Below are 13,798 nucleotides of genomic sequence, written 5' to 3'. Positions count from 1 at the left end.
AAAAACCATCTATATAGCAGTGTACTATTTTCTGAAGTCACATTCTAAACAAATAATTTACCTGATTTATTTTCTTTAAGCCACAAAAAAGCCAGCAACTTAGGCTGGCTTTTTTATTGAGAAAATAACTAAGCGTTATTTAGATTAGTGATTGCCTTGGTTAAGCTCTTGGGCAAACGCTTCATCAAAGCTTGCAAAGTCTTTGCTATCAGTGCTGGCTGTCATATCAAACGCTGCATTCAAGTCTTTATCTTGCAGTTTTTGCTCCGCTTTTTCTTTACGGGCTTTATGATAAGCAAGACCAGTACCGGCAGGAATCAAGCGACCAACAACGACGTTTTCTTTCAGACCACGTAGCTCATCCACTTTACCAGTTACGGCAGCCGCAGTTAGAACACGAGTGGTTTCCTGGAACGACGCCGCTGAGATAAAGCTTTCTGTTGCCAGACTTGCTTTGGTAATACCAAGTAATTGACGCTCATACTGTACTGGGAATTTATCTTCCGCTTCGAGTTTAGCATTCAAGGCTTTGATATCAGCGTATTCGACCTGATCGCCTTTAAAGTGGCTTGAATCGCCGCCATCCGTTACTTCAACTTTACGCAGCATCTGACGAATGATAACTTCGATGTGCTTATCGTTGATTTTTACACCCTGCAAGCGGTATACGTCCTGTACTTCGTTAACGATATAGTCAGCAAGCGCGGTTTGTCCTTTCAGACGTAGGATATCGTGCGGGTTTTGTGGACCATCAGCGATAACCTCACCACGAGCAACCGTCTCGTTTTCGAAGACGTTGATTTGACGCCATTTCGGGATCAGCTCTTCATGAATCTCACCATCTTCATTGGTGATAATGAAGCGGTTTTTACCTTTGGTTTCTTTACCGAAGCTGACCACACCCGACATCTCTGCCATGATGGCATGATCTTTCGGACGACGTGCTTCAAATAAATCAGCAACACGTGGTAGACCACCGGTAATATCTTTAGTACCTGATGATGCTTGTGGTACACGACCTAGGATCGAACCGGCTGCTACTTTTTCACCGTCGCTAACGCGAATGATGGTTTCAGCTGGTAAGAAGTAAACCACTTCTTTACCTTCGTCAGTGTTCAAGATAATCGCCGGACGTAAGTCTTTGGCTGAGCTTGAACGGTCACGAGTCGCTAGAATCTCAAACGAGCTCATACCAGTCGCATCATCAACTTTTACCGTCGCTGTCATACCATCAGTGATGTCACTGAAGCGTGCAGTACCAGCAAATTCTGTGATAATTGGGTGCGTGTGCGGATCCCATTTAGCGATAGTCTGACCGCCTTCGACCTGCTCTTCGTTTTTCACAAGCACGCTTGAACCATAAGGAACTTTATAGCGCTCACGCTCACGGCCAAGCTCATCAGTCAATGCCAGTTCAGCTGAACGCGACACGATAACCAAATGACCATCGGTATGTTGCACTGTTTTCATGTTCTCAAAGTGCACTTGACCAGCATTACGTGCTGAGATGCTGTTGTCCACAGAAGCAGAACTTGCTGCCCCACCAACGTGGAAAGTACGCATCGTTAACTGAGTACCAGGTTCACCGATAGACTGCGCTGCCATAACACCGACTGACTCGCCGATATTGACTTTATGACCACGGGCAAGGTCACGACCATAACACTGTGAACAAACGCCATGTTCGATATCACAAGTAATAACCGAACGTACCCAGATATCATCAATCGCGTTATTATCAAGCACATTTACCCAATGCTCATCGATCAAGGTACCCGCTGGAATCAATACTTTATCAGCATCATCGTTATACGTTACATCACGAGCGGTCACACGACCAAGTACTAGCTCACCGAGCTTCTCAATGATCTCACCACCTTGAATATGCGGCTTCATGAGCAAGCCTTGCTCAGTACCACAATCTTCACTGGTAATAACCAAATCTTGTGCCACGTCAACCAAACGACGCGTTAAGTAACCCGAGTTAGCGGTTTTCAGTGCGGTATCCGCAAGACCTTTACGGGCACCATGCGTTGAGATAAAGTACTGAAGTACGGTCAAACCTTCACGGAAGTTGGCTTTAATCGGCGTCTCAATGATTGAGCCATCCGGTTTTGCCATCAAACCACGCATACCTGCCAACTGACGAATCTGTGCCGCACTACCACGAGCACCAGAATCTGACATGATAAAGATAGAGTTAAAGGATTTCTGCTCTTCTTCTTCACCTTTAGCATTCATGATTTTATCAGTCGCTAAGTTGTCCATCATCGCTTTGGCGACTTTATCATTGGTACGTGACCAGATATCGACAACTTTGTTATAACGCTCACCCGCAGTCACGAAACCTTGCTCGAATTGGTCTTCAATCTCGCGAACTTCCGCTTCTGCGGTTTCAATGATTTGTACTTTGCTTGGCGGAATGACCATATCATCGATACCGATAGACACGCCAGACAGTGTTGCTTGAGCAAAACCAAGGTACATCAATTGGTCAGCAAACATAACACTTTCTTTCACGCCAACTTTACGGTAGCAAGAGTTGATCAATTTAGAGATATTTTTCTTCGTCATCTCTTCATTACACTCATCGAACGACATACCTTTAGGCATGATGTTCCAGATAAGTAGACGACCAGCGACGGTATCTTGTAACTTGACTTCTTTAGTCTCATTACCTTCTTCGTCGACATGAGTTTCAGTCACACGTACTTTAATTTTGGCGTTTACATGCAAATCGTTTGAACCAATCGCACGCAATGCTTCATTAACGGTGGCAAAAATCATGCCCTCGCCTTTAGAATTGATTGACGAACGGCTGATGTAGTACAGACCCAATACAACGTCTTGTGATGGTACGATGATTGGATCACCGTTAGCAGGCGACAAGATATTGTTGGTCGACATCATCAATGCACGTGATTCAAGCTGCGCTTCTAGGGTCAATGGCACGTGAACGGCCATTTGGTCACCATCAAAGTCGGCGTTGAACGCGGTACAGACTAGAGGATGCAGCTGGATAGCTTTACCTTCAATCAATACTGGCTCAAATGCTTGTAGACCCAAACGGTGAAGCGTTGGCGCACGGTTCAAGAGTACTGGATGCTCACGGATAACCATGGCCAGCATATCCCACACTTGTGGCTCTTCACGCTCTACCATCTTTTTGGCCGCTTTAATCGTCGTTGCTAAACCATGAGACAATAATTTGTTATAAGTAAATGGCTTGAACAATTCAAGTGCCATTTTCTTCGGTAGACCACACTGATGTAGACGTAGCGTAGGACCAACAACAATCACCGAACGACCAGAGTAGTCAACACGCTTACCAAGTAAGTTTTGACGGAAACGACCTTGCTTACCTTTGATCATATCTGCCAAAGATTTCAATGGACGCTTGTTACTACCAGTGATAGCACGACCGCGACGACCGTTATCAAGTAAGGCATCGACTGATTCTTGCAACATACGTTTTTCGTTACGTACGATGATATCAGGGGCGCTTAGCTCTAATAGACGCTTTAGACGGTTGTTACGGTTAATCACGCGGCGATATAAATCGTTTAGATCTGAGGTCGCAAAACGGCCGCCTTCTAGTGGTACTAGCGGACGCAAATCTGGTGGTAGTACTGGTAAGATATTCATTACCATCCACTCAGGCTTGTTATGAGAATCACGGAAGGCTTCTAATAACTTAAGACGCTTAGACATCTTTTTAAGCTTGGTTTCAGAACCGGTTTGCGGAATTGCTTCACGCAGCTCATCAATCTCGATATCTAAATCGATGTCTTTTAATAGGTCTTGAACCGCTTCAGCACCCATTTTGGCAGTGAACTCATCGCCAAACTCTTCAAGCGCTTTATAATAATCTTCATCATCAAGCAGCTGATACTTCTCTAAAGAAGTCAGACCAGGTTCTGTGACGATATAGCTTTCAAAATATAGGACGCGTTCGATATCACGAAGCGTCATGTCTAGCAATAGACCGATGCGGCTTGGTAATGATTTTAAGAACCAAATATGCGCAACAGGGCTCGCAAGATCAATATGACCCATGCGATCGCGACGTACTTTAGCAGTTGTGACTTCAACGCCACATTTCTCACAAATAACGCCTTGGAACTTACGGCGCTTGTACTTACCACATAAACACTCAAAGTCTTTTACTGGACCAAAGATTTTGGCACAGAACAGACCATCACGCTCAGGCTTAAACGTACGATAGTTAATCGTTTCTGGTTTTTTAACTTCACCATGTGACCATGATTTGATCACGTCAGGTGAGGCTAAGGTAATTTGAATACTATCAAACTCTTGGTTACCGTTGCCGGTAGGGCTTTGCATGATATCGAGTAAATCTTTCAAGTTGCTTCTCCGTTATCTTTATAATCATCTGACAGCGTGCTAGGAGCGCGGCTAAGATGAATGAAGGCAATGAATAGGGTTGAGACAAATCACTAAAAGCAGCAGCTATGCGCGTACTGCTTCTAGATTGACCACTAAGGATAATAATTAACTAAAGCTATGTTAAAGGTAGCTTCAGTCAGCCGTGCTTAATGGGTTTGCTTTAACTCAATATTGATACCCAGTGATTTGATTTCTTTGGTCAACACGTTAAACGATTCAGGCATACCTGGATCCATATATTGCTCACCATCGACGATGTTTTTGTACATACGGGTACGGCCTTCAACGTCATCCGACTTCACCGTCAGCATCTCTTGCAAGGTATAAGTCGCGCCATATGCTTCTAGTGCCCAGACTTCCATCTCACCGAAGCGCTGACCACCAAACTGTGCTTTACCACCGAGCGGCTGCTGCGTTACTAGTGAGTAAGAACCAGTAGAACGCGCATGCATTTTGTCATCAACCAAGTGGTTAAGTTTTAGCATATACATATAACCAACGGTTACTTGGCGGTCAAACTTCTGACCAGTACGACCGTCATACAAGGTCTGCTGACCATCACGCGCCATACCAGCAAGCTCTAGCAAGTCTTTGACTTGATGCTCATGAGCACCATCAAATACTGCTGTGCCCATCGGTACACCGCCGCGTAAGTTGTCTGCTAGCGCCATGATGTCATCATCACTTAAGCTATCAAGATCCACTTGCTCGCCGCCCACTTTGTTATAGATTTGGTCTAAGAAATCACGCAAATCTTTAATCGCTGCTTGTGCTTTGAGCATACCATCAATCTTTTCGCCCAAGCCTTTTGCTGCCATACCTAAGTGAGTCTCTAGAACCTGACCGATGTTCATACGCGATGGTACACCGAGTGGGTTCAAGACGATATCAACGGTATTACCATGTTCGTCATAAGGCATGTCTTCAACCGGCATAATGCGCGATACCACACCTTTGTTACCATGACGACCAGCCATTTTATCACCAGGCTGAATACGACGCTTAACCGCTAGATAAACCTTAACGATTTTTTGTACGCCATGTTGTAAGTCATCACCAGCGGTCAATTTGCGTTTTTTCTCGGCAAATTTAACATCGATGTCTTTTTGCTTATCGACCAAGTAATCAGCGATTTGCGTTAGACGCTCAGAGATTTCTTCTTCAACCGGTTGGATATCAAGCAAGGTCTCAAGGCTCATGTCTTTCATATCAGCCAATGCCATCACTGTACCGGCTTTTAGACCAGAACCGCCACTGACTTTTTGACCATCGAGCAAGCTTGCGATACGACCACGAGCTGCTTCTTCAAAGATGCGTAGCTCTTCTTTTAAATCTTTACGGTAGCTATCAAGCTGTGATTTTTCAATCGCTTTTGCACGCGCATCTTTTTCAACGCCGTCACGGGTAAAGACTTGCACGTCAATAACCGTACCTTTGCTTGATGTTGGAACACGTAGCGACGTATCTTTAACATCAGCAGCCTTTTCACCAAAGATAGCCCGTAGTAGTTTCTCTTCTGGCGTTAGTTGCGTCTCACCTTTTGGCGTGACTTTACCAACTAAGATATCGCCCGCATCTACTTCAGCACCGATATAAACGATACCTGCTTCATCAAGGCTTGATAGCGCCGCTTCACCAACGTTTGGAATATCAGCAGTAATTTCTTCTGTTCCAAGCTTGGTATCACGTGCCACACACGTCAATTCTTGAATATGAATAGTTGTGAAACGATCTTCTTTCACCACTTTTTCAGATAGCAAAATCGAATCTTCGAAGTTGTAACCATTCCAAGGCATAAATGCGATGCGAATATTCTGACCCAGTGCAAGCTCACCAAGATCCGTTGAAGGACCATCAGCCAAGATATCACCTACAGCAATCTCGTCGCCTTGGTTAACAATAATACGTTGGTTGATACAAGTATTTTGGTTAGAACGCGTATATTTAACCAAGTTATAGATATCAATACCCGCTTCACCAGCGACCATCTCATCTTCATTAACACGGACCACAACACGTGAGGCATCAACGTCTTCGATTACACCGCCACGCTTAGCGATAACACAAACACCAGAGTCACGCGCAACGTGACGCTCCATACCTGTACCTACTAACGGCTTATCAGCACGTAGCGTAGGAACGGCCTGACGTTGCATGTTCGAACCCATCAAGGCACGGTTAGCATCATCATGCTCAAGGAATGGAATCAAACCAGCAGCTACCGATACCACCTGACTTGGTGACACATCCATATGCGTCACTTTTTCTGGCGGCATACGCACGAATTCACCATAGCTACGCACACTGACCATCTCATCAGATAACGCGCCTTCTGCGGTTACTGGTGAATCAGCCTGTGCAATAACAGTACCAACTTCTTCAATCGCTGATAGATACTCAATAACGTCTGTTACTTTACCGTCAACCACACGGCGATATGGCGTTTCTAAGAAGCCAAAGCTGTTGGTTTTAGCAAAGGTTGCTAGTGAGTTAATCAAACCAATGTTTGGACCTTCAGGAGTTTCAATCGGACATACACGGCCATAATGGGTATCATGTACGTCACGTACTTCAAAGCCTGCACGTTCACGGGTCAGACCACCGGGTCCTAATGCTGATACACGGCGTTTATGCGTCACTTCTGACAATGGATTGTTCTGATCCATAAACTGTGATAACTGGCTTGAACCAAAGAATTCTTTAACCGCAGCCGCTACTGGCTTTGAGTTAATTAAATCTTGTGGTGACAAGTTATCAGATTCCGCTGAGCTTAAACGCTCTTTAACCGCACGCTCAACACGTACTAGGCCAACACGGAATTGGTTTTCAGCCATCTCGCCTACCGAACGAATACGGCGGTTACCTAAATGGTCAATATCATCGACTTCGCCGCGACCATTACGAATCTCAATCAATTCTTTTAGGACGTTAACGATATCATCATTGGTCAAGACGCTACGACCGCGTTGAATATCAGCGTCATCAGTATCTTCAAATTCTAGACCCAAACGACGGTTAAACTTCATACGACCGACATTCGATAAGTCATAACGATCAGGGTTAAAGAACATGCTTTCAAACAGCTTCTCAGCAGTTTCAACCGTTGGTGGCTCACCTGGGCGCATGACTTTATAAATCTCAATCAAGGCTTCTTCACGGCTTGAGGTGCTATCTGCACGTAGCGTATCGGCAATATAACTGCCTTGGTCGATATCGTTGGTGAACAGAATGCTGAATTCTTTGATAGACTCACTGGCTTCAAACGCACTTAATTTAACCAACAATTCATGGTCAATCAGCGTATTGGCTTTAGCGATAACTTCGTCATTAACGACGATGTCTTCCGCTAAAATACGCTCGTATAAGTATTCATCAGGGATAGAGATTTTAGTCATACCCGCTTCTTCAAGCTGACGGATACGGCGGGCATTAATACGTTTGCCCTGCTCGACAACCACTTCGCCTTCAGGCGTCACGATATCAAACTGCGCCATCTCGCCACGTAAGCGGTCAGCTACCAGATCAATCTCAAACTGCTCTTCACCTTTATAAACCGCGACTTTATCAAAGAACAAATCTAAGATCTCAGACGTGCTTAAACCTAAAGCGCGTAGGATGATAGAAGCAAGCAGCTTACGACGACGGTCAATACGAGCAAAAACCAAATCTTTGGCATCAAATTCAAAGTCTAACCATGAACCACGGTAAGGAATGATACGGGCGTTATAAAGCACCTTACCACTTGAATGCGACTTACCTTTATCATGGTCAAAGAATACGCCCGGCGAACGATGCAGCTGTGATACGATTACACGTTCAGTACCATTGATAATAAAAGTACCGTTAGCAGTCATCAATGGCATCTCGCCCATATAGACGCTTTGCTCACGGATATCTTTGATTGCAGCTTTGCTGTCTTTATCTTTGCTGTCTTTGTCTTTGATGATTAGGCGAATTTTGACACGCATCGGCGCAGCAAAGGTCGAGCCGCGTAAGATACACTCACGCTCATCAAATTCAGGCGTACCTAAATAATATTCAACGAATTGTAACTCAGCATTACCAGAGTGACTCTCAATTGGGAAAATAGAGGAATACGCAGCTTGCAAACCAGTATTCTCACGAGCTTTTGGCTTTTTATGCTCTTGCAAAAATTGCTCATAAGAATCTACTTGGATAGACAACAAATAGGGAATGTCCATCACAGTAGGCAATTCAGCAAAACTTTTGCGAATACGCTTTTTTTCAGTATAAGAATATGCCATCGAGAGTCCTTACAGTAAACGTGGAAACAAATTGAAAGCGTGGCCAGCGTGCATCTATATTAGTTGATATTAATACTATGCAAACTTAGCGACGTAAACGATAATATAAAACGGTTATTCATGCTCATTTAATGACTGATGATTAATTCACGCGTATAGTGCATGATTAAGCCAGCTTATTTAAGCGTAAAATCGGCATCTAAACATGCCTACATGGGTGCTGACATTGCAAATTTCAATGCCCTACACTCTATAGTACTTAAGGCCAAGCACTGGTCTTTAAATACTATTGATTCTCTTTATAAATTCACTTAAAGTGTTATTGATACCTTTAAAGCGTTGTCGATATCTAAAACAAGGGTGTTGCGTATTAAGTTCAATTTCATGCTATTTAATGGTGCTTTTTAATACTACACAGCAAACGACTCACCAGCTACAATCATAAGTAATATCGTCGCTGATATCTACCGTCTACGAGCCTACTTACTGACAGTAAAACCATGCTAAATGGATAATCGAATATTTATAACTTTTCGGAATTAATGGTAACTGGGGTAACTATAACTTTTAGAAACAATGACTTTTAGAATCAGTATAAACTATAGCGTTAATGGGAAAGCATGCAGACACAAAAAAATGCCAAACATCGATCGACGTTTAGCTTATATTAACTGATTTCAATAACTACTAAGTGTACTTGCATGTATATCGTCTGTCCTTTTGATGGGTATCCACCGTGATGTTGCATGCGTATGTTGGCAGACACAAAAGGTCAAGCTACGAATTATAATAAAAAAAAGCTGGCAATGCAAGGCATTACCAGCTTTTTTTGTACAACACTAAGATAAGCTCAGCTTATTTTAGCTCAACAGTTGCACCAGCTTCTTCAAGTTTCTTTTTCAACTCTTCAGCTTCAGCTTTGTTTACGCCTTCTTTGATTGGAGCTGGAGCGCTTTCAACCAAATCTTTCGCTTCTTTCAAGCCAAGACCAGTAGCTTCACGTACGGCTTTAATTACGCCAACTTTCTTCTCGCCAAAGCTGGCAAGAACTACGTCAAACTCGTCTTTTTCTTCAGCAGCAGCAGCAGGACCAGCAGCAGCAGGTGCAGCAGCAGCAACAGCAGCTGTTACGCCGAATTTTTCTTCCATAGCGCTGATTAACTCAACGATATCCATTACTGACATTTCAGCGATTGCGTTTAACACATCATCTTTAGATAGTGCCATGAGAACTCTCCGTTATCTGATAAAATTTAGTTGGTTTTAATATCGCTTGGATTGCTTGCCAAATTTTCAAATAGTGTTGGCAATAAAGTGCAATCGGCGATGTCAAAGTTACGTTAAAACAAGCAATTAAGCAGCTTCTTTTGCGTCTTTGATTGCTGCTACCGTGCGAACAAGCTTACTAGGAACAGCGTTCATAGTTTGAACAAGCTTGGTAACTGGTGCGTTCATAGTAGCCATTAGGATAGAGATTGCTTCGTCGCGAGTTGGTAGCTTCGATACGCGCTCTAGCTCTTCTGGACCATAAACTTCACCACCGACTGATACCAATTTGGTCTCTAAAGCTTTGTTATCTTTACTGAACTCGAAAACAACTCGAGCAGCAGATCCCAAATCTTCCATAGAGAAAGCCAAAAGTAGTGGACCAGTCATACGGTCTGACATGCTCTCAAACTTAGTGCCTTCAAACGCGCGTTTTGCTAGGGTGTTTTTTACCACTTTCAAAACGACGCCTTTCTCACGGGCTTGTTCGCGTAGCTTAGTAAGCTTTGCAACACCAATACCATGATATTCGGCAGCTACTGCTGAGTGAGCATTAGCAGCAACTTCAGACACTTCAGCCACAACTTGTTGTTTTTGCTCTAGCGTTAATGCCATAAGTTGACTCCTTTAATCTAATCAATCTAATTCATACTAAGACTGACTTGATACGATACGTTATTTATAAATTCCATGAAGAATTCACTCATAACGACTGATTACGGCACCGTTATCAGAATGACATCAAGTGATAGCCTAGCGCTTATATTAATTTTTAATACAGGTACTAGCCTATCGGCTCTTATCAACAACTGGGTGGGTCACCGTCTGCGTAGGACAACTAAGATTTTCATCTGTCGTCGATTAACAAAAGCAGCTCGTTGTTATTATCAGCAATCCGAAAATCATTAATAATAACGCAAAACCGCTTTCTACCTACGGTCTTAGACAGCATAGCGTTTGCTACGCTGACCTAATTCTTTAAAATATTTTTGCGGCCTTTATTTGAAATCGTCAAATAAAGGCAGATGTTTAATTATTTCGCTGTGCGATATGGAACAGGATCAATAGTGATACCTGGACCCATAGTGCTAGACAAGGTAATTTTCTTAATGAAAGTACCTTTAGAAGTAGCAGGTTTAGCACGCTTTAGATCTGTGATTAGTGCTTGAGCGTTTTGGATAACTTGCTCAGCAGTGAAACCAACTTGACCGATAGTGGTATGGATAATACCCGCTTTATCAACACGATACTGTGCTTGACCCGCTTTAGCGTTAGTTACAGCTTCAGCAACGTTAGGCGTTACTGTACCAACTTTTGGGTTAGGCATCAGGCCACGTGGACCTAGGATAGTACCTAATTGACCAACAACACGCATCGCATCAGGAGCAGCAATAACGACGTCAAAGTCCATGTTACCGGCTTTGATTTGTTCTGCTAGGTCTTCAAAACCAACGATGTCAGCACCAGCTTCTTTGGCGGCTTCAGCAGCAGCGCCTTGAGCAAATACAGCAACGCGTTTGGTTTTACCAGTACCAGCAGGTAGGTTAGTAGCACCACGAACGACTTGGTCAGATTTACGTGGGTCAACGCCCAAGTTTACTGCGATGTCGATAGACTCTTTGAATTTAAGAGCTGGCAAATCGTTTAAGATTTGAACCGCTTCTTCAAGAGTGTATAATTTTTCGTTTTCTACACGCTCAGCGATTAACTTTTGACGCTTAGTAAGTTTGCTCATTTACACACCCTCCACGGTAATACCCATTGAACGTGCAGTACCAGCGATGGTACGGACAGCAGCATCAAGACCAGCAGCAGTTAAATCTGCATCTTTAGTCTTAACGATCTCTTCTAACTGAGCACGGTCCACTTTACCGACTTTAGCGGTGTTTGGTGTACCAGAACCTTTAGCGATACCAGCAGCCTTACGTAGTAAGTATGCAGCTGGTGGCGACTTCATGATGAAGGTAAAAGACTTATCGCTGTATACCGTGATCTCAGTAGGAATCGGTAGACCCGGCTCTTGGTTTGAGGTCGCAGCGTTAAATTCTTTACAGAACGCCATGATGTTCACGCCTTTTTGACCCAATGCTGGACCAATCGGTGGTGAAGGATTTGCTTTGCCTGCAGGCACTTGTAGTTTGATGTAACCATCAATCTTCTTAGCCATGAGATACTCTCCTTTATGGGTAATAGCGCCAAATCAACGTGGTATAACCCTTATTGACTAACAGCTCCCCGGTTGATGAATTTGTGGCAGGTTTAGTCTAGCTTTTCAACTTTACTAAACTCAAGCTCGACCTGAGTCGGTCGGTTAAATACGTTTACCGTTAAATGTAGCTTAGACTTCTCATAATCCACTTTTTCAACCAACCCTTTAAAGTCAGTAAATGGACCATCGATAACCAACAACTCTTCGCCCGGCTCAAATAGAGTCTTAGGACGCGGGTCAGCTTCAGTCTGGTTCAGACGGTTCAAGATGCGATCTGCTTCTACTTGCGTAATAGGCGCAGGCGTCTCTGGCGTGCCACCGATAAAGCCCATAATACGTGGGCAATCTTTAACGATGTGCCAAGTGTTGTCGTTCATCTCCATTTGGATTAATACATAACCCGGAAAGAACTTACGCTCGCTTTTACGCTTTTTGCCGTCTTTCATTTCGACGACTTCTTCAGTAGGAACCAACACATCACCGAACGAATCAGCAAAGTCACTACGATTAATACGATCAGTTAATGAACGTTGTACTTGCTTTTCATATCCTGAAAACGCTTGGACAATATACCAACGCATATCACGCTCCTGATCATTACAGTTAAGTCGTTATAAGTAAATTTTGGCTTAAAGGACACTAATACGCGTCATTAACCAATAAAGATACCAACGAACCAATTAAAAAAGTTATCTAATAACCAAACAAGGAAGCCAACAATCGCAATCATGACAAGCACTTGCCATGTGTATTGGAAGGTTTCATCTTTGCCTGGCCATGTGACTCGGCGCAGCTCAACGGCCGCATCTTTTAATAATATTTTAAAAGCGCGACCTTGATTTGTTAATGCCAAGCACACGAAAGCAATGATAACCAGCGCCGCGATAATACCAATACGCACCCAAACATCATTGGCAGGTTGCCAATAGCCAGGTAAGTATTGATTAACTAACGTTGCACCAATTAAAATCGCTGCGGCTAATAGCCACAAAATCACATCTTTTACTGAACCAGTTTTAGCAACTTCAACAGCAGTCGATTGATTGCCAGCTGAAACGTGCTTATCTTTGGACAGCATTCCACCAGCAACTGCCTTGGCATCAGATAACTTAGTCTCGAGGTTATCTTGATTATTGCTCATAAAGAACTCACTTCGGAGATGGTGGGGTATGACAAAGATGTGATAAGAAGATGGCAGGCGATGTAGGACTCGAACCTACAACCCTCGGTTTTGGAGACCGATGCTCTACCAATTGAGCCAATCGCCTATGGGTGTAAAGGACAGCATTATACAATATTTGGCATAGAATGCAAGCATTTAGGAATAAAATTCTTCTATCGCCTTAATGTTGCTATTCTGAAACCTTATTATCTACACACTTTATATGCATAATAATCTTAAACATTTAGCATAAAAGGTGCTGATAAGCTGCAGCGTTAATATAGCAAGCTCAGTCAAGAATTACAATAGATAGCAAGCAGGTTTAAAAACGAATTTTTATAAATACAGTTAAAATGGGAATATCTTCTTATTCAGCCCTACTCTTCAACCATTCATATTTAATCACTTATTCTACACCCACAAAAAAAGCAACCCTCTTACAAGGGTGGTTTTTTTCTTACTGCTTAACGTGATCAGATTGCTCTAATA

General features: G+C 43.2%; 8 protein-coding genes and 1 tRNA gene. All 9 read right to left on the bottom strand.

The features are described from left to right. Positions 1–144: 144 nt before the first annotated feature. Positions 145–4,365 carry a DNA-directed RNA polymerase subunit beta' gene (rpoC, locus tag B3Q63_RS03415; protein WP_296173806.1) on the bottom strand — a complete coding sequence of 1,407 codons (4,221 nt, stop codon included), beginning with the start codon at positions 4,363–4,365 and terminating at the stop codon, positions 145–147. Positions 4,366–4,553: 188 nt separating this feature from the next. Further along, complete coding sequence (rpoB, locus tag B3Q63_RS03410; protein ID WP_201565503.1) at positions 4,554–8,672, bottom strand: DNA-directed RNA polymerase subunit beta; 4,119 nt, start codon at positions 8,670–8,672, stop codon at positions 4,554–4,556. Positions 8,673–9,527: 855 nt separating this feature from the next. Next, positions 9,528–9,899 (bottom strand): 50S ribosomal protein L7/L12, encoded by a 372-nt coding sequence (gene rplL, locus B3Q63_RS03405; protein ID WP_201565501.1) that lies wholly within the window; start codon positions 9,897–9,899, stop codon positions 9,528–9,530. A 126-nt stretch (positions 9,900–10,025) separates the two neighbouring features. After that, positions 10,026–10,553 (bottom strand): 50S ribosomal protein L10, encoded by a 528-nt coding sequence (gene rplJ, locus B3Q63_RS03400; protein WP_201619266.1) that lies wholly within the window; start codon positions 10,551–10,553, stop codon positions 10,026–10,028. 418 nt (positions 10,554–10,971) lie between these two features. Then, positions 10,972–11,673, bottom strand: coding sequence for a 50S ribosomal protein L1 (rplA, locus tag B3Q63_RS03395; protein ID WP_201565497.1), 702 nt, complete (start codon positions 11,671–11,673; stop codon positions 10,972–10,974). Continuing rightward, on the bottom strand, positions 11,674–12,105 hold the full coding sequence (gene rplK, locus B3Q63_RS03390; protein WP_068405081.1) for a 50S ribosomal protein L11: 432 nt from the start codon (positions 12,103–12,105) through the stop codon (positions 11,674–11,676). Positions 12,106–12,197: 92 nt separating this feature from the next. Continuing rightward, positions 12,198–12,728 carry a transcription termination/antitermination protein NusG gene (gene nusG, locus B3Q63_RS03385; RefSeq protein ID WP_201565495.1) on the bottom strand — a complete coding sequence of 177 codons (531 nt, stop codon included), beginning with the start codon at positions 12,726–12,728 and terminating at the stop codon, positions 12,198–12,200. 71 nt (positions 12,729–12,799) lie between these two features. Then, entirely contained in the window at positions 12,800–13,288 is a 489-nt protein-coding gene (gene secE, locus B3Q63_RS03380; RefSeq protein WP_201628325.1) for a preprotein translocase subunit SecE, read from the bottom strand. A 51-nt stretch (positions 13,289–13,339) separates the two neighbouring features. After that, a tRNA-Trp gene (locus B3Q63_RS03375) sits at positions 13,340–13,415 on the bottom strand. Positions 13,416–13,798: the final 383 nt, after the last annotated feature.

It is taken from the genome of Psychrobacter sp. UBA2769, from assembly GCF_002352555.1.
In the GTDB taxonomy this organism is placed as follows: Bacteria; Pseudomonadota; Gammaproteobacteria; order Pseudomonadales; family Moraxellaceae; genus Psychrobacter; species Psychrobacter maritimus.
Note: the sequence above shows the minus strand (reverse complement) of the source record. Positions and strands in the feature narration are given on the sequence as shown.

Bases quoted from the DNA above. Each gene is read 5' to 3' on its own strand.
- rplK (WP_068405081.1), bottom strand. From the start codon at position 12,105: ATGGCTAAGAAGATTGATGGTTACATCAAACTACAAGTGCCTGCAGGC.
- rplJ (WP_201619266.1), bottom strand. From the start codon at position 10,553: ATGGCATTAACGCTAGAGCAAAAACAACAAGTTGTGGCTGAAGTGTCT.
- rplA (WP_201565497.1), bottom strand. From the start codon at position 11,673: ATGAGCAAACTTACTAAGCGTCAAAAGTTAATCGCTGAGCGTGTAGAA.
- secE (WP_201628325.1), bottom strand. From the start codon at position 13,288: ATGAGCAATAATCAAGATAACCTCGAGACTAAGTTATCTGATGCCAAG.
- rpoB (WP_201565503.1), bottom strand. From the start codon at position 8,672: ATGGCATATTCTTATACTGAAAAAAAGCGTATTCGCAAAAGTTTTGCT.
- rplL (WP_201565501.1), bottom strand. From the start codon at position 9,899: ATGGCACTATCTAAAGATGATGTGTTAAACGCAATCGCTGAAATGTCA.
- nusG (WP_201565495.1), bottom strand. From the start codon at position 12,728: ATGCGTTGGTATATTGTCCAAGCGTTTTCAGGATATGAAAAGCAAGTA.